Genomic DNA, 16,021 nt, shown 5'->3' on the forward strand with positions numbered 1-16,021 from the left:
CGCGAGCGCCTATACACCGCGCAATGCGACTATCCAATGACATCAGCTGAAACAATATGAGGCAGACGCAATCGATGACTTTAGGCGTGCTGATCGTGGCGGCGGGCCGCGGCGAACGGGCTGGCGGAGCGGGCGAAGGGCCCAAGCAATATCGCCCGATCGGCGGCCGCCCTATCCTCGCCCATACGATCGACGCCTTCCTGTCCTGGCCGGGTTGCGGTCCGGTGATGGTGGTCATCCATCCCGACGATATCGATCTCTATGAGGCCGTCGCGAGAACGACTGCAGATCCCGCTCGTTTGAATCGGACTTTCGGCGCCGCGACGCGGCAGACATCGGTGCTGGCGGGCCTCGAAGCAATGTCCGAACTCGGCGTCGGCTATGTGATGATTCAGGACGGCGTTCGCCCCTTCGTCGGCCATGGCCTGCTCGACCGGATCGCCGCCGCGCTGGTGGCCGGCAGCCGCGCCGTCCTGCCGGCCACGCAGGTCGCCGATACGCTCAAGCGCGGCAGCGCCGACGGTTTCGTGGCCGACACCGTCTCGCGGGACGGGCTCTACGCCGCCCAGACGCCGCAGAGCTTCGACTACGACTTCATCCTCGACGCCCACCGCCGCGCCTCTCAGGCCGGCGTGACCACGCTGACCGACGACGCGGCGATCGCCGAATGGGCCGGCGCGCCGGTGCGGCTGGTCGAAGGCGATCGCGGCAATGTGAAACTCACGCTGAAAGCGGATATAGCCATGGCGGACAGAATGCTCGCGCAGACCTCGCTTCCCGACATACGCACCGGCAACGGTTACGATGTCCACCAACTCATTCCGGGCGACGGCGTGACGCTGTGCGGAATCACCATCCCGCACGATTTCACGCTGAAAGGCCATTCCGACGCCGACGTCGCGCTGCATGCGCTGACCGATGCGCTGCTCGCCACATGCGGCGCCGGCGACATCGGCGACCATTTCCCGCCCTCCGATCCGCAATGGCGCGGCGCGGCTTCGCGGATCTTTCTCGAACATGCCGCGAACATCGTCCGCGAGCATGGCGGGACCATCATGAACGCCGATATTTCGCTGATCGCCGAAGCGCCCAAGATAGGTCCGCACAGGCAAGCCATGCGACAATTCCTGTCGGACTGTCTCGGCATCGAGCTGGAGCGCTGCTCGGTCAAGGCGACCACCAATGAAAAAATCGGGTTTATCGGCCGTGGCGAAGGCATCGCGGCCATCGCCACGGCCACCGTGGCTTTCGGGAGACGATAATGTTCGAAAAGGAAATTCTGGCGCTGGCCCGCGATGTCGTCGAGCTCTGCACCGAAAAGAATGTGATGGTGTCCACCGCCGAATCCTGCACCGGCGGTCTGGTGGCCGCCGCGATCACGGCGATTCCCGGCTCGTCGCAGGTCATGGAGCGCGGCTTCGTCACCTATTCCGACAAGGCCAAATGCGAAATGCTCGGCGTCATGCCGATCACGCTTCGTCAATACGGCGCGGTGTCCAAGGATGTGGCGCTGGAAATGGCCCACGGCGCCATGTCGCGTTCGGAGGGCGGCATCGCGATCTCCACGACCGGAATCGCCGGCCCCGACGGCGGCTCGACGGGCAAGCCGGTCGGGCTCGTGCATTTCGGCGGTCGTCACTACAAGGGCAAGATGATCCATCGCGAAATGCGCTTCGGCGATATCGGCCGCGAAGAGATTCGCCTGGCTTCCGTGGAAGTGGCGCTGGAGATGATCGTCGAACTCGCCAAGCTCGGCTGAACCTCACCGAAAAGCTCAGGCGCGCGGATAGATCTGGTCCGCGCGCTTCTCAAAGGCTTCCGCGAACATGCGGAAGGCGCGGTCGAACATCGACCCCATCAGCGCGCCGAGAATCCGGCTCTTGAATTCGTAATCGATGAAGAACTTCACCTCGCAGCGGCCGCCGTCGAGATCGAAGAAGCGCCAGACATTGTCGAGATATTTGAACGGCCCATCGATATATTTCACCTCGATCGCCAGCTCTTCGGGCTTCAGCAGCACCTGTGTGGTGAAGGTCTCGCGGATCGCCTTGTAGCCCACTGTCATGTCGGCGACCAGCAGCGTCTTGCCGTCGCGTTCCTTGCGGCTGCGCACCGACAGCGAGTCGCAGAGCGGCAGGAACTGGGGATAGGTTTCCACATCCGCGACCAGAGCGAACATTTCCTGAGCGGTATGATGAACAGTGCGGGTGGTTTCGAATTGGGGCATGTGGCTGGGTTCGTCATGTTGTGTCGCGCATGCCGGAACGATATGCGAGACCGTCAGCGGGATTTAAGCCCGCGACATTCGCCGCACAAGCCCTGCATCACCCATCGACGGCAATAATCTCACCGGCGCGCCGCCCGCAAGGCGGTCTTCAAGCATCCATGTCCAAGGGAAAATGGCGCGAGTGACGGGGCTCGAACCCGCGACCTCCGGCGTGACAGGCCGGCACTCTAACCGACTGAGCTACACCCGCGCTTTGTTCCGTTCGGCTGTGCGCCGTTCGTGAGGCGGTGTCTAAGGCCCGGAAGGCGAAGTGTCAAGCGCGACATCGAAGTTTTTTGGCCGATCCGGCATTTTTCCAAACTGCTTGAGAAAAGCCCGCCAAGACGCTGATTCCAAAACGACAAAAGACGCCGCGAGGGCGTCTCTTAAAGTCACTGAATTCATTTTCTGGAATGAAATGGCGCGAGTGACGGGGCTCGAACCCGCGACCTCCGGCGTGACAGGCCGGCACTCTAACCGACTGAGCTACACCCGCGCTTTGTTCCGTTCGGCGTGTTGTCCGCCGTTCGTGAGGCGGTGTCTAAGGCGAGGCGCGTCCAGTGTCAAGCAGCTTTTGTGACAAAATGACGGCAGCCGCCGGACCGCCTGAATCTCCCGGCGCGGCCTTCGTGGACGCCTGCCCGCCCCGCCTCGCTCAGCGCTGGTCCAGCCGCGATTTGACCGAATCCGTATCGGCGCCGAGTCGCGGCGCTCCCTTTTCCAACGTCAATTCCGAGCGCGAAAAGCGGATCGGCGTCCGGATTCCCGGCGCGCCCTCCGGCTCGATCTTCATGCCGCGATGGATGAATTGCGGATCGGAGAACACGTCGGCGACGCTGTTGATGGGACCTGCCGGCACGCCTTCTTTCTCCAGCAGCGCCAGCAGATCGTCGCGGCGGAAGGTCAGCGTTTTCTCCTCCATGATCCGGCTGAGCTCGATGCGGTTGCCGACGCGGGCGGCATTGGTGGCGAAGCGGGAATCGCCCGCCAGCTCCGTCAATCCCAGAATCGCCGCCAGCCGCCCGAACTGGGAATCATTGCCGCAGGCGACGATCAGATGCCCATCCGCCACGGGAAATGTCTGGTAAGGCGCGATATTGGGATGCGCATTGCCCATGCGGCGCGGCGAAACGCCGGAGGCGAGAAAATTCATCGCCTGATTCGCGAGCACCCCGGTCATGCAGTCGAACAGCGCCATGTCGATATGCTGGCCCTCGCCGGTGCGCTGCCGCTCGATCAGCGCCGCCTGGATCGCCACCACCGAGTAGAGCCCGGTGAAGATATCGGCGAAGGCGACGCCGATCTTCTGTGGCTCTCCATCCGGCGCGCCGGTCAGGTCCATAATGCCGCCCATGCCCTGGATCATGAAGTCATAGCCGGCGCGCGGCGCATAGGGCCCGTCCTGCCCGAAGCCGGTGATCGAGCAATAGATGAGCTTCGGATTGATCGCCTTGAGGCTCTCATAGTCCAGACCATATTTTTGAGCCCGCCGAGCTTGAAATTCTCGATCAGCACATCGGCGTCCTTGGCGAGCGCGATCACGAAGTCGCGACCTTCCTCGGTGGTGAAATCCGCCGTCACCGATTGCTTGCCGCGATTGGCGGCGTGGAAATAGGCCGCCGCTTTCTCCCCGTCCTTTTCGATATAGGGCGGTCCCCAGCGGCGGGTGTCGTCGCCTTCGGGGCTTTCCACCTTCACCACCTCGGCGCCGAGATCGGCGAGCGTCTGGCCGCACCAGGGGCCGGCGAGGATTCGGGCGAGTTCGAGCACCTTGACGCCGTGAAGCGGGCTGTTTGCGGTCATGCGAGCATCCTGTCTGTCGTTTTCTTGCGCCATCATCTCCCCACGCGCGCGAGCCCGCCACCGATTCTTTCTCCGGCGGCCATCAGTTTTTTCGATAGCGGCGTCACGCTTGTGTCATCCCCGGTTCTAGGGCAGGTTTCCCGCCCGCGTCCCAGAATGAGGAATTGAGCCATGCGTTACGCCATTTATTTCGCCCCCGCGCTGGACCATCCGCTGACCCGGCTGGCCAATGCCTGGCTCGGCCGCGACGCGGCCACCGGCGAGGACCTGCCGCAAGTCGCCGTGGACGGCCTCGACGCCGAAGATTTCGCCGCGCTCACCGCCAATCCGCGCCGCTACGGCTTTCACGCCACGCTGAAAGCGCCGTTCGAACTCAAGGATGGGACCGCCGAGTATCATCTGATCGACGCTTTCGAGAATTTCGTCTCGGAACGACAGGCCTTCACCCTGCCCCGCATCACGCTCGGCCAACTCGGCCCCTTCTTCGCGCTGATACCCGCCGACGATTCGGAAGCGCTCGATTCCCTCGCCGCCGATTGCGTCCGCGCCTTCGAGCCGTTCCGCGCGCCGCTCAGCGAAGCCGACATCCTCCGCCGCAAGCCGGAGAAGCTCAGCCCCAGCGAACGTCACAATCTGCAGGCTTGGGGCTACCCTTACGTCTTCGAGGATTTTCGATTCCACATGACACTGACCGGCCCCACTTTCGACGCGCAGCGCGATGTGCTGAAGACCGCGATCGACGGCCATTTCGCCGAAATCCTCGATCGCCCGCTCGCGATCGATCACCTGGCGCTCTTCATCGAAACCGAACGCGGCGCGCCCTTCAGCGTGCTCCGCATCGCGCCGTTCCCCCGCTAAGCCTCTGTTCTCGAACGCATATTGCCATCGGATCCGGCAATTTCGCATTTTTGTGACAAAATCCGGCGAAGGGGCTTGCGAAGCCAAAAGCCTCCGTCTATATACCGCCTCGCAAGCGCAGTGCGCCCTTCGTCTATCGGTTAGGACACCAGATTTTCATTCTGGGAAGAGGGGTTCGACTCCCCTAGGGCGTGCCACTTGCTCCTCAAGAAAGCCGCCTTCGGGCGGTTTTTTTGCGCCTTGCGATCAGCCGCGTTGATATCGCTTCCGTACATGGAACGGGTTCGCCTGAGACATGTTCAAAACACCAAGCGCAGGAAGACTCGCATAAATTTACCTCACAAAATCAGCGCGTTAAGCCAATTCGAACATGAGCTTTTCATAGGGATTTGCAGCGCGTCTGCAGATCTAGACTGCTGTAATCTCACCAGTTAGGCATCTGGCGTAATCTCCGAACGTCTTCAATGTGCCGAACGACATAAAACGCGATAGGATCCAGAAACGACTCTCGAACCTTGCTACGGGGAGCCGACCCGGAGCTACGACTGCAGCGAAAAATACGAAGGGGTGAGGGTTCGCACGAACATAGGGAGCTAATTCCGTAGACGGTCGGATTCGCGCCGTATCTATGCCTTCCTTTCGAAGCGCCGCGCAAATCCCTACGAATGCGCCGGCAGCCATACAAACTGCTCCCAAAGAGCCCCGCTTTTCCAGTTGCGGCAAAGGCGCACGCTCGGCGATAAACTGACAAACATCTAATAATTTTCGTTTTCTACTGGGTTGAAGAACGGCTTTCCATTCTGAATCACTCGCAGCAATTCCCCATTCCTCGTTCAATGCACGACCAAGCGCGCGCCAACGTCGGAGATCGCACGCATCACGCCAATCGGCGACCGTGGAATTTATATCGAGGACAATGTCGGGCTCGGCCTCGGGATCGCTCACTATTTGATGGCGATGCCCATCGCGATAAACCTGAAGTATATGTTCAGCACTGACTTTCCTCAAAGGCAATTCTTTCCGCATCATCCATGCTCCTCCATAAATAAACTAGCATCGCACGTGGAAATAGGCACAGCATCATACGCCAGAATTTCCGCACATATTTACGACGTAGATCAAGCGATAACTATCAAAGGATAGCGCTATACACAAAAGAGGATGTCGCCTACGTCTAATTCTAATGGTTTTCATGTTGAGTTCGGGGGCTGCATGACCAAAACAACTTAGCTGCTTGGTGCTCGGAGCTCCCCGCACTCCAAATGCCTCCGCAATCGGCTCAATCTGCAAGACGATAAGTGATAGAGGGCACAGTTTGCAAGGCATACGAGTGGATTGATTACAACGCTTGGCGCCCACTTCTCACCGCTGCCTCCCTGCACCGGCGCGAGAAATTTGCACCACCAAAACCTGGGATCAAACATTCAGACGCCAACCTCCTGCCAATCTCCCCCTTTGAGGGGGAGATGTCCGGCAGGACAGAGGGGGTGGCTCCGACCTGAACATTCCCTCATTTTTCTTGTCCACACCCGCAAAAAACCTCTTGCGCGAAATCCGTCCTCTGCCTATAAGCCCGCTCGCAAGCGCTGCGCGCCCTTCGTCTATCGGTTAGGACACCAGATTTTCATTCTGGGAAGAGGGGTTCGACTCCCCTAGGGCGTGCCACTTGCTCTCTCGAAAGCCGCCCTCCGGGCGGTTTTTTCGTTTCCGGATCACGCCTCTCATCTCGTTGAAAAAAATCGCGAAAAGCCGAAAAAACCGCTTGCGGGAATCGTCGCCGCTCCCTAGAAAGCCCTCACCGAAGCGCACGCGCCCTTCGTCTATCGGTTAGGACACCAGATTTTCATTCTGGGAAGAGGGGTTCGACTCCCCTAGGGCGTGCCATCTTCCTGCACTGGTTGTTTCACCATCCTTACAGAGACATGGGTTGTATTGGCCCGGCAGGGAACTTTTTGACGCGCGAAGCGATTCACCTCCGAAAGGAGATCGCCGATGTCATTTCATTTCAGCGCGCATGAGATCCTCGAGGCCCTTGGCCTCGTTCAGAAACAAGCTGAACAACATGCTTTGCCACCTCAGCTGAACGACGAGGAAGAATTGCTTCTCGCATGCTACCGATCGGGACAGATCGGCGAATGGGCTTGGTCTCAGCATGTGGCGGAACATCCGGCGCTCGCGTCTCGCTGAAGTCTACGCCTTCGCCGCATCCAGGATCCGAAACTGGATCCGCCGCGTCCCTTGCCAGAAATCGCCCGAGAGCGTACCCGCCACATGCAGATTGTCGCCGCGCGAACCGGTCAGCAGGCGGCCGAGATCGGTGTCGCCCGCGCGGAACGCCATGGCGTCGAGCCGGCCGCCGTCCAGCCCCTCCAGCGTCACCTTGATATGATTGGTCCCGACGAATCGGCTGTCCTTCACCCGGTGCATCGGCAGCGCGAAAATCGGCTGCGAATGACCGGAGCCATATGGGCCCGCCGCCTCGAGCTGATCGACCAGATCGAAGGTCGCCCCGCTCGCCCCAAGCGCGCCGTCGATCTTGAGCACCCGAGTGGCGGTCAGCGTCGACACGGTGTCCCGGGCTGCATCTTCGAAAAACGCCCGGAGCGCGCCCAGCCGCGACCGCTCCACCGTCAGCCCCGCCGCCATGGCGTGGCCGCCGCCCTTGACGAGCAGGCCCTGGTCGACGGCGGCGCGCACCATCTTGCCCATGTCGAAGCCATTGATCGAGCGACCGGAACCGGTGCCCTTGCCCGAGGGATCGAGCGCGATGGCAAAGGCGGGCCGATTGAACTTCTCCTTCAGCCGCGCCGCGATCAGTCCGACAATTCCCGGATGCCAGTTCTCGCGCGCGGTGACGATGACGGGCGTCCCCTCGCCCGTCCCATATTCGGCCATCGCCTCGGCTTCCGCTTCGACCAGCATCGCCTGCTCCATCGCCTGGCGTTCGCGGTTGAGGTCGTCGAGCTTGGCGGCGATCTCCGTGGCGTGGCCGGCGTCTTCGAGCGTCAGCAGGCGCGATCCGAGCGCCGCATCGCCGATTCGGCCGCCGGCATTGATGCGCGGCCCGATGAGGAAGCCGAGATGGTAGGGGTGACGGGACCGCCGACGCCCGCTTTGACGAACAGCGCCGCCAGCCCGGGGTTTTGCTGGTGTCGGGCGGCGATCAGCCCTTTGACCACATAGGCGCGATTGAGCCCCTTGAGCGGCACCACGTCGCAGACCGTGGCGAGCGCCACGAGATCGAGCAGCGCCAGAAGATCGAGGCTCGCGGCGCGGGGATCGCGGCGCTCGCGCATCAGCCGATGCAGCCCCGCCATGACGAGGAAGACCACGCCCGCAGCACAGAGATGGCCCTGCCCCGACAGATCGTCCTCGCGGTTGGGATTGACCAGCGCATGACACTCCGGCAACGCATGCCCCACTTGGTGATGATCGATCACCACCACGTCGATGCCGCGCTCATGCGCGACCTTCAGCGCCTCGTTGCTGGTCGAGCCGCAATCCACGGTAACGATGAGATTGGCGCCGTCGTCGATCAACTTGCCGATCGCGCCGGGATTGGGGCCATAGCCTTCGAAAATTCGGTCCGGAATATAGATGGTCGCATCGATGCCGAAGTGGAACAGCACCCGATGCATCAGCGCCGCCGAGGCCGCGCCGTCGACGTCGTAATCGCCGAAGATGGCCACGTGTTCCCGCAATTCGATCGCGCGGGCGATGCGCTCGGCCGCCGGCCGGCAATCTGTCAGCGTGAAGGGATCGGGCATCAGCGAGCGGATGGTCGGCTGCAGAAAGGCCGGCGCATCGTCGACCCCGACGCCGCGTCCGGCCAACACCCGGCAGATCAGTTCCGGAATGCCGTGCTGCTGGCTCATCGCCAGCGCGCGGTTGAGCCCGGCCTGGTCGAGCCTGGACGCCCAGCGTTGACCGCTCACGGAGCGCTCGACGCCAAGAAAGGCGCGGTCGACGGGATCAACGGGCTCGAACATCGTCACATCATTCCCTTGCGCATCACAGGAGCAGGCGCAAGGGATGTCGAGGGCATCCCGGCGTCACGCCGCCTTCGGCCGTTCGATGCGGATCACCTGCGGCTTACCGATCAGATAGCCCTCGGTCTCGATCGTATCAACCGCCTTGCGCACCGAAGATTCGGTGGTGGCGTGGGTCACGAGGATGATCGTCTTGCGATCATCGCCCTCCGCCGCCGCCTGCGGCCGCTGCACGATCGATTCCAGCGAGATGGCGTTTTCGGCCATGCGGGTGGCGATGCTGGCGAACACGCCGGCGCGATCCTCCACCGTCAGGCGAATGAAATAGCCGCCCTCATGACTCTGCATCTCGCCGCGGATATAGGCGTCGAGCATCGTCGCCGGCCGTCCGAGGCTCGGCACGAGCTGCGAACCCGGCCGGCTCTTGGCGATATCGGCGATATCGCCCATCACGGCGGAGGCGGTGGCGTTGCCGCCGGCGCCGGGGCCGACCATCAGCAGTTCGCCGAGCACGTCGGATTCGATCGCCACCGCATTGGTGACGCCGTCGACCTGGGCGATCACCGAATCCTGCGGCACCATGGTCGGATGCACGCGTTGCTCGATGCCGGAAGCCGTCTTCTGCGCCACGCCGAGCAGCTTGATCCGGTAGCCGAGATCGCGCGCCGCCAGAATGTCCTCGAGCGAAATATTGGTGATGCCTTCGAGATAGATGTCGTCTGCGGCGATCTTGGTGCCGAAGGCCAGCGTCGTCAGGATCGACAGCTTGTGCGCCGTGTCGTTGCCCTCGATGTCGAACGCCGGATCGGCCTCGGCGTAACCGAGGCGCTGCGCTTCCTTGAGGCAGGCCTCAAACGACAGGCCTTCCTTCTCCATCCGGGTCAGGATGTAGTTGCAGGTGCCGTTCATGATGCCATAGACGCGGCTGACCGTATTGCCGGTCAGGGATTCGCGCAGCGCCTTGATCACCGGAATGCCGCCGGCCACCGCCGCCTCGAAATTCAGGATCACGCCCTTTTCTTCGGCGAGTGCTGCGAGTTCGACGCCATGCTTGGCGAGCAACGCCTTGTTGGCGGTCACCACATGGAGACCGCGATTGAGCGCGGTCTTGACCGCCGTATAGGCCGGATCGCCCGCGCCGCCCATCAGTTCGACGAAGACGTCGATATCGGCCTCATCCGCCATGGTCACGGCGTTGTCGAACCAGGTCGTCCCGGTGATGTCGATGCCGCGATCGGCGCTGCGGTTGCGCGCCGACACCGCAGTGACGCGAATATCGCGGCCGCAGGCCACCGACAACATGTTGTGGCGCTCGCCGAGAATACGATAAAGCGAAGCGCCGACGGTTCCCAGTCCTGCAATGCCGATCTTCAGGGCATCAGCCATACTATCATTCCTGTCTTGTCTTGATCATTCAGCCGGTGGTTTTGAGCGCCACCACATTGTGCAGCGTCTCGTCGGCCGTGCCGAGAAACTTCTTGATGCTGCGGGCCGCCTGGCGGATGCGGTGTTCGTTCTCCACCAGCGCCAGACGCACATAGTCGTCGCCATGCTCGCCGAAGCCCACGCCGGGAGCGACCGCCACATCCGCCTTTTCGATCAGCAGCTTGGCGAATTCAAGGCTGCCGAGATGGCGGAATTTTTCCGGCACCGGCGCCCAGGCGAACATCGAGGCTGAAGGCGGCGGGATTTCCCAGCCGGCGCGGCCGAAGCTTTCCACCATCACGTCGCGGCGACGCTTATAGGTCTGGCGCACCTCGTCGATATGCTGGTCGAGATCGGGATCGTTGAGCGCCGCGGCGGCGGCCACCTGGATCGGCGTAAACGCGCCGTAATCGAGATAGGACTTCACCCGCGTCAGCGCCGAAATCAGCCGGTCGTTGCCGACGGCGAAACCCATGCGCCAGCCGGCCATGGAGAAGGTCTTGGACATCGAGGTGAATTCGACCGCGACATCCATCGCGCCCGGCACCTGCAGCACCGACGGCGTCGGCTTGCCGTCGAAATAGATTTCCGAATAAGCGAGGTCGGACAACACATAGACGCCGTGCTTCTTGGCGAAGGCCACCACGTCCTTGTAGAAATCCAGCTCCACCACCGTCGCCGTCGGGTTGGACGGATAGCAGAGGATCATCGCGATCGGCTTGGGGATGGAATGCGCCACGGCGCGTTCGAGCGCCCGGAAGAATTCCTCGTTCGGCTCGACCGGAATCGAGCGGATCACGCCGCCCACCATCAGGAAGCCGAAGGCGTGGATCGGATAGGACGGGTTCGGGCACAGCACCACGTCGCCGGGCGCCGTGATCGCCTGCGCCATATTGGCGAAGCCTTCCTTGGAGCCGAGCGTGGCGACGACCTGCGTGTCGGGATTGAGTTTCACGCCGAAACGGCGTTCGTAATAATTGGCCTGGGCGCGGCGCAGGCCGGGAATGCCCTTCGACGACGAATAGCCATGCGTGTCGGGCCGCTGCACGGTCTCGATCAGCTTGTCGACGATGAATTTGTTGGTCGGAAGATCCGGGTTGCCCATGCCGAGATCGACAATGTCGGCGCCGCCGGCTCGGGCCGCCGCCTTGAGGCGATTGACCTGTTCGAACACGTAGGGCGGAAGGCGCCGGACCTTGTGAAACTCTTCCATGGTTGTCCTCTTGACGAAAATGCGGCCACGTCATGCCGCAAATCACGCTTTGCGACCAAATGCCGAGAAACGCAAGCGCAAAAGCCCGCTCGCCGGCCTGCGATTTCCGCGATCGGACCGGCTGGCGCGCGCGCAGCGTCAGTTGGTCGCCGTGGCCTTGCCCAGAGCCCGCAACTCCTCGACGCGGCGGAGATATTCGGCTTCGCTGATCGCGCCGGCGCGACGCTGGCCGGCCAACGCCGTGAGCTGTGTCTCCATCTTCTTGGCGTCTTCGTCGCTCATCTGCTCCATGGCGGAGTTGAGCGGACGCGAAAAATCCGGATAGGGGCCGGGATCGACGGGAATCGCGCGCGCTTCGTCGCTGACCTTGGAGGCGCAACCGGAACCGACCGCCGTCAGCACCGTGAGGGCGACCACCGCCAGCGTCTTCAAGCCGCCATTCACCATTCGCATATCCGCCATCCCCATATTGGTCTTGCGCGCAGGCTTCGCCTGCGACAACACGGGCCTAGTTCTTTGTGCGGAGTAGTGGGCCGAAACGCTGGAAATTGCAATCCGGTTCATGCACAGTGGTCTGCAAGCAAAAGACGATGCATCAGGGAGCGAGGCGCGATGAGCAATGACGGCGCAACTCAGGATAAGGAACGCCGCGCCATTCCCGGCCTCGATCCGGCCGATCTCGAGCCGTTCATCATCAAGAATCCCGAAGCGCTGACCGTCAATCTCGCGCGTTCGCTGGAGAATCTCGGCAAGGCGGCGTCCGAATGGCTCGGCCCTCGCGAAAGCGGCGAAAAGCAGGATCTGATCGCCGAACCGGTCACCGATCTCGTCCGCACGCTCGGAAAAGTCGTGGAATATTGGGTCGCGGATCCAAACCGCGCGCTTCAGGCGCAAACGCTGCTGTTTTCCACCTACGCCCAGATCTGGATGTCGTCGCTGCAGAAGGCGGCCGGCGAATCTCCCGCTCCCGTCGTGCGCGACGACAAGCGTTTCGCCGACGCGGAATGGAAGAAAAATCCGTTCTTCGACTTCCTGCGCCAGGTTTACACCGTCACCGCCGATTGGGCCGACAAGCTGGTCACCCAGGCCGACGGGCTGGACGACCACACCCGCCACAAGGCGGCCTTTTACGTGAAGCAGATCACCGCCGCGCTGTCGCCGGCCAATTTCGTGCTCACCAACCCCGTGCTCTACAAGGAGACCGTGGCGCAGAACGGCGCCAATCTCGTCGAGGGCATGAAGAAGCTCGCCGAAGACATTCAGTCCGGCCGCGGCGACCTGCGCATCCGCCAGACCGACATGACCAAGTTCAAGGTCGGCGAGAACATGGCCGTCACCCCCGGCAAGGTCATCGCCGAGGACGAAATCTGCCAGATCATCCAGTATGAACCGACGACGGAGACCGTGCTCAAGCGCCCTCTCCTCATCTGCCCGCCCTGGATCAACAAATTCTATGTGCTCGATCTCAATCCGCAGAAGAGCTTCATCAAATGGTGCGTCGACCAGGGCCACACCGTCTTCGTAATCTCCTGGGTCAATCCCGACGAACGCCATGCGGACAAGGATTGGGGCGATTACGCCCGCGAAGGCGTGGATTTCGCGCTGGAGACGATCAAGAAAGCGACCGGCGAGGACAAGGTCAACGCCATCGGCTATTGCGTCGGCGGCACGCTGCTGGCCGCCACGCTCGCCCGGCATGCCTTGGAAAAGGACAAGCGCATCGCCTCGGCCACGCTGTTCACCACGCAGGTGGATTTCACCTATGCCGGCGATCTCAAGGTCTTCGCCGACGAAGAGCAGATCCGCACCATCGAAAAGAGCATGGAAGCCGAGGGCTATCTCGACGGCACGAAGATGGCGCTCGCCTTCAACATGCTGCGCGCTTCCGAACTGATCTGGCCGTATTTCGTCAACAACTATCTCAAGGGGCAGGAGCCGATGGCCTTCGACCTGCTCTATTGGAACGCCGATTCCACCCGCATGCCGGCCGCCAATCACTCCTTCTATCTGCGCAACTGCTATCTCAACAACACGCTGGCGCGCGGCGAAATGGTGCTCGACGGCAAAAAGCTCGATCTCAAGAAGGTTAAGATCCCGATATACAACCTCGCCGCCCGCGAAGACCATATCGCGCCGGCGAAATCGGTGTTCACAGGCTCGAAACTGTTCGGCGGCGACGTCAAGCTGGTAGTCTCCGGCTCCGGCCATATCGCCGGCGTCGTCAATCCGCCCGACAAGAAGAAGTACCAGTTCTGGACCAACGGCAAGGTCGAAGGCGAATACGAGGACTGGCTGGCGAGCGCCGAGGAAACGCCGGGCTCCTGGTGGCCAAACTGGCATGGCTGGATCCTCGACCAGGACGCCCGCACCGTGGCCCCGCGCAAACCCGGCGGCGACCAGCTGAACCCGATCGAAGAAGCGCCTGGCGCCTTCGTGCGCGTGCGGGTGTGATAGATAGCGCTTACGGTTAGGCGCGGACAACCACCAGCGCCACGATAGCCGAGATCGCGATCAGCATCAGCGCCGAGACCACGCCGGCGGCGGCGATGCGTCCGCCGGACCGCGCCAGTTCGCGCAAGTCCACCGACAGTCCCAGCGCCGCCATGGCGACCACCGGCAGCACCGCCGCTGTGAACCGACAGAGCGTCACGGCCTGTTCGGGCAGAGCGCCGGCGAGATTGAAAGCCATCATCACGAAGAAGCCGAGGATGTACCAGGGCGCAATCCGCGACAGCGAAGCGGGCTTTGCGCCCTCGACCGAAAAAAACCGCCCGAGGATCATCAGCGCAGGACCGAGCGTCAGCACCCGCACGAGCTTCACCACCGCGCCGATCTCGCCGCTGACCGGGCCCATGAACGACGTCGCCGCCATCACCTGCGGCACGGCGTAAACCGTCATGCCGGCGAAGACGCCGAAATGCAGTGCGCCGAAGCCCAGCGCAGAGCCGAAGGCCGGCAGCACGGCGATCACCAAGATGCTCAGCGAGGCGGTAAAGGCGATGGCGCGGCTGGTCTCGTCGGCGCGCGCGCCGATCGCCGGCCCCACCGCCATGATCGCCGAATTGCCGCAGATGGAATTGCCCGACGCCACCAGCGCAGACAGCCTCGGCTCCAACCCGAGCATCCGACCCGCCGCATAAGAGGCGGCGATCGAGGCGGCGACGGCGGCGAAGACCACCAAAGGCAGCGTCGCGCCCATGGACGCGATGGTGGCGGCGCTGATCGTCGCGCCCATGGCGGCGATGGCGATTTCAATGGTCTGCGCGCCATCGCCCGGATGCCGGCGTCGAAACCCGCCAGCGGCAGGCCGGCGCTGCGCAGCACCACCCCCGCCAGCATCGCCAGCATCATGGGATCGAGACCGAAAGCGCGAGCCTGCGGAAACAGATGCTCCGCAGCGAGTGAGGTGACGGCGAGCGTGACGCACAGGCCGGCGCCGGGCAATAAAGAGGTTTTGTGGGCGATGGACAGCATGATCAACTCCTGCGCCCAAATATCCCTTTGCCAACAATCCAAATCCATCGAATAATGTTGCCAATATCATGCAATAGGATTTCACGATTGACGCTCGAACAGCTCACCATCTTTCTCGCCGTCGCCGAGGCGCAGCATGTCACCCGCGCCGCCGAGAGGCTCGGCCTCACGCCGTCTGCCGTCAGCGCCTCGATCAAGGCGCTGGAGCGGTTCTACAATGTCGCGCTGTTTTCCCGGGTCGGCCGCGGCATCGAACTGACGGAAGCGGGGCGGCTGTTCGTCGAGGAGGCCCGCGCCACGCTGGCCCGCGCCCAGGCCGCAGCGCTGGCGCTGAGCGATCTCGGCGGCTTGAAGCGCGGCGTGCTCCGGCTCTCGGCCAGCCAGACCACCGCCAGCCACTGGCTGCCGCCCCGGCTGATGCGCTTCCGCATGCTCTATCCGGGCGTCGAAGTGGATCTGACGGTGGGCAACACCTCCACCGTCGCCCGCGACGTGCTCTCGGGCGCCAGCGAAATCGGCCTGATCGAAGGCGAGATCGACGAGCCGGCGCTGGCCTCCCAGCGCGTGGCGCGCGACGAACTGGTCATCCTCTGCGCGCCGCGCCATCCGCTCGCCTCCGCAAAAGCGGCGGAGGTCGACGATCTCCTGCGCGAGACGGGCTGGGTCATGCGCGAACAGGGCTCGGGCACCCGCGCCGCGCTCAAGGCGGCGCTCGCCCGCCGCGCCATCGACCCGGACGCCATCCGCATCGCGCTCGTCCTGCCCTCGAATGAAGCGGTGATCTCGGCGCTCATCGACAGCGATTGCGCCTCCTGCCTGTCCCGCGCCGCTGCGGCGCCCTATCTCGCCCTCGGCCGCCTCAGCGTCGCCCCCGTCTCGCTCGCCGCCCGCGACTTCACCTTCCTGCGCCACAAGGAACGGGGCCTCAGCCCCGCCGGCCGCGAATTCTCCAGGCTGTGTGATTAGCCGCGTCTCGTTTTCCAAAACCTATAC

11 protein-coding genes, 5 tRNA genes and 2 pseudogenes are annotated in these 16,021 nt (G+C 62.8%); 9 read left to right on the forward strand and 9 right to left on the reverse strand.

Annotated features, from left to right (window positions below):
- Positions 1 to 74: 74 nt before the first annotated feature.
- A complete protein-coding gene (locus tag H2O14_RS02690) occupies positions 75 to 1,262 on the forward strand; it encodes a bifunctional 2-C-methyl-D-erythritol 4-phosphate cytidylyltransferase/2-C-methyl-D-erythritol 2,4-cyclodiphosphate synthase (protein WP_246697273.1) in 1,188 nt (395 codons plus the stop codon).
- The gene (locus H2O14_RS02695) at positions 1,262 to 1,759 is read left to right on the forward strand and encodes a CinA family protein (RefSeq protein WP_182826418.1); all 498 of its coding nucleotides are present in this window, start codon (positions 1,262 to 1,264) and stop codon (positions 1,757 to 1,759) included. Before H2O14_RS02690 ends, H2O14_RS02695 begins: the two co-directional genes overlap by 1 nt.
- Positions 1,760 to 1,774: 15 nt before the next feature.
- Here the strand turns inward: H2O14_RS02695 and H2O14_RS02700 are convergent, their stop codons facing one another.
- The 4 genes and pseudogenes from H2O14_RS02700 to H2O14_RS02715 form a co-directional block, all read right to left on the reverse strand.
- The gene (locus tag H2O14_RS02700) at positions 1,775 to 2,227 is read right to left on the reverse strand and encodes a type II toxin-antitoxin system RatA family toxin (RefSeq protein ID WP_182826419.1); all 453 of its coding nucleotides are present in this window, start codon (positions 2,225 to 2,227) and stop codon (positions 1,775 to 1,777) included.
- A gap of 173 nt (positions 2,228 to 2,400) precedes the next feature.
- Positions 2,401 to 2,477: transfer RNA gene (locus H2O14_RS02705), tRNA-Asp, on the reverse strand.
- Between the two features lie 208 nt (positions 2,478 to 2,685).
- Positions 2,686 to 2,762, reverse strand: a tRNA-Asp gene (locus tag H2O14_RS02710).
- Between the two features lie 159 nt (positions 2,763 to 2,921).
- Positions 2,922 to 4,105: pseudogene (locus tag H2O14_RS02715) on the reverse strand (CaiB/BaiF CoA transferase family protein).
- 135 nt (positions 4,106 to 4,240) lie between these two features.
- Between H2O14_RS02715 and H2O14_RS02720 the strand changes: the two are divergent.
- From H2O14_RS02720 to H2O14_RS02745, 5 genes are all read left to right on the forward strand, one after another.
- A complete protein-coding gene (locus H2O14_RS02720; RefSeq protein ID WP_182826420.1) occupies positions 4,241 to 4,927 on the forward strand; it encodes a DUF1045 domain-containing protein in 687 nt (228 codons plus the stop codon).
- A 122-nt stretch (positions 4,928 to 5,049) separates the two neighbouring features.
- Positions 5,050 to 5,124 (forward strand) — tRNA-Glu (locus H2O14_RS02725).
- 1,393 nt (positions 5,125 to 6,517) lie between these two features.
- Positions 6,518 to 6,592, forward strand: a tRNA-Glu gene (locus H2O14_RS02735).
- Positions 6,593 to 6,736: 144 nt separating this feature from the next.
- A tRNA-Glu gene (locus tag H2O14_RS02740) sits at positions 6,737 to 6,811 on the forward strand.
- Positions 6,812 to 6,919: 108 nt separating this feature from the next.
- On the forward strand, positions 6,920 to 7,114 hold the full coding sequence (locus tag H2O14_RS02745; RefSeq protein ID WP_182826422.1) for a hypothetical protein: 195 nt from the start codon (positions 6,920 to 6,922) through the stop codon (positions 7,112 to 7,114).
- 3 nt (positions 7,115 to 7,117) lie between these two features.
- On the opposite strand, the pseudogene recJ reads toward H2O14_RS02745, so the two are convergent.
- The 4 genes and pseudogenes from recJ to H2O14_RS02765 form a co-directional block, all read right to left on the reverse strand.
- Positions 7,118 to 8,916, reverse strand: a pseudogene (gene recJ / locus H2O14_RS02750) (single-stranded-DNA-specific exonuclease RecJ).
- Between the two features lie 63 nt (positions 8,917 to 8,979).
- Positions 8,980 to 10,302, reverse strand: a complete 1,323-nt coding sequence (locus tag H2O14_RS02755) for a homoserine dehydrogenase (protein ID WP_182826423.1) — start codon at positions 10,300 to 10,302, stop codon at positions 8,980 to 8,982.
- A gap of 28 nt (positions 10,303 to 10,330) precedes the next feature.
- On the reverse strand, positions 10,331 to 11,554 hold the full coding sequence (locus H2O14_RS02760; RefSeq protein WP_182826424.1) for an LL-diaminopimelate aminotransferase: 1,224 nt from the start codon (positions 11,552 to 11,554) through the stop codon (positions 10,331 to 10,333).
- Positions 11,555 to 11,692: 138 nt separating this feature from the next.
- The gene (locus tag H2O14_RS02765) at positions 11,693 to 12,058 is read right to left on the reverse strand and encodes an SHOCT domain-containing protein (protein ID WP_182826425.1); all 366 of its coding nucleotides are present in this window, start codon (positions 12,056 to 12,058) and stop codon (positions 11,693 to 11,695) included.
- 108 nt (positions 12,059 to 12,166) lie between these two features.
- Between H2O14_RS02765 and H2O14_RS02770 the strand changes: the two genes are divergently transcribed.
- Positions 12,167 to 14,005 (forward strand): alpha/beta hydrolase, encoded by a 1,839-nt coding sequence (locus H2O14_RS02770; protein WP_182826426.1) that lies wholly within the window; start codon positions 12,167 to 12,169, stop codon positions 14,003 to 14,005.
- Positions 14,006 to 14,021: 16 nt separating this feature from the next.
- Here the strand turns inward: H2O14_RS02770 and H2O14_RS02775 are convergent, their stop codons facing one another.
- On the reverse strand, positions 14,022 to 15,098 hold the full coding sequence (locus H2O14_RS02775; protein WP_281410004.1) for a YeiH family protein: 1,077 nt from the start codon (positions 15,096 to 15,098) through the stop codon (positions 14,022 to 14,024).
- Between the two features lie 17 nt (positions 15,099 to 15,115).
- Between H2O14_RS02775 and H2O14_RS02780 the strand changes: the two genes are divergently transcribed.
- Positions 15,116 to 15,994: a LysR family transcriptional regulator gene (locus H2O14_RS02780; protein ID WP_182826428.1), complete on the forward strand. Its 879-nt coding sequence runs from the start codon at positions 15,116 to 15,118 to the stop codon at positions 15,992 to 15,994.
- The last annotated feature ends 27 nt before the right edge of the window (positions 15,995 to 16,021 follow it).

This window comes from Rhizobium sp. G21 (assembly GCF_014158035.1).
GTDB lineage: Bacteria > Pseudomonadota > Alphaproteobacteria > Rhizobiales > Rhizobiaceae > Rhizobium_E.

Coding starts and splice junctions, on each gene's coding strand:
- H2O14_RS02690 (WP_246697273.1), top strand. CDS start 75: ATGACTTTAGGCGTGCTGATCGTGGCGGCGGGCCGCGGCGAACGGGCT.
- H2O14_RS02695 (WP_182826418.1), top strand. CDS start 1,262: ATGTTCGAAAAGGAAATTCTGGCGCTGGCCCGCGATGTCGTCGAGCTC.
- H2O14_RS02700 (WP_182826419.1), bottom strand. CDS start 2,227: ATGCCCCAATTCGAAACCACCCGCACTGTTCATCATACCGCTCAGGAA.
- H2O14_RS02720 (WP_182826420.1), top strand. CDS start 4,241: ATGCGTTACGCCATTTATTTCGCCCCCGCGCTGGACCATCCGCTGACC.
- H2O14_RS02745 (WP_182826422.1), top strand. CDS start 6,920: ATGTCATTTCATTTCAGCGCGCATGAGATCCTCGAGGCCCTTGGCCTC.
- H2O14_RS02755 (WP_182826423.1), bottom strand. CDS start 10,302: ATGGCTGATGCCCTGAAGATCGGCATTGCAGGACTGGGAACCGTCGGC.
- H2O14_RS02760 (WP_182826424.1), bottom strand. CDS start 11,554: ATGGAAGAGTTTCACAAGGTCCGGCGCCTTCCGCCCTACGTGTTCGAA.
- H2O14_RS02770 (WP_182826426.1), top strand. CDS start 12,167: ATGAGCAATGACGGCGCAACTCAGGATAAGGAACGCCGCGCCATTCCC.
- H2O14_RS02775 (WP_281410004.1), bottom strand. CDS start 15,098: ATGATATTGGCAACATTATTCGATGGATTTGGATTGTTGGCAAAGGGA.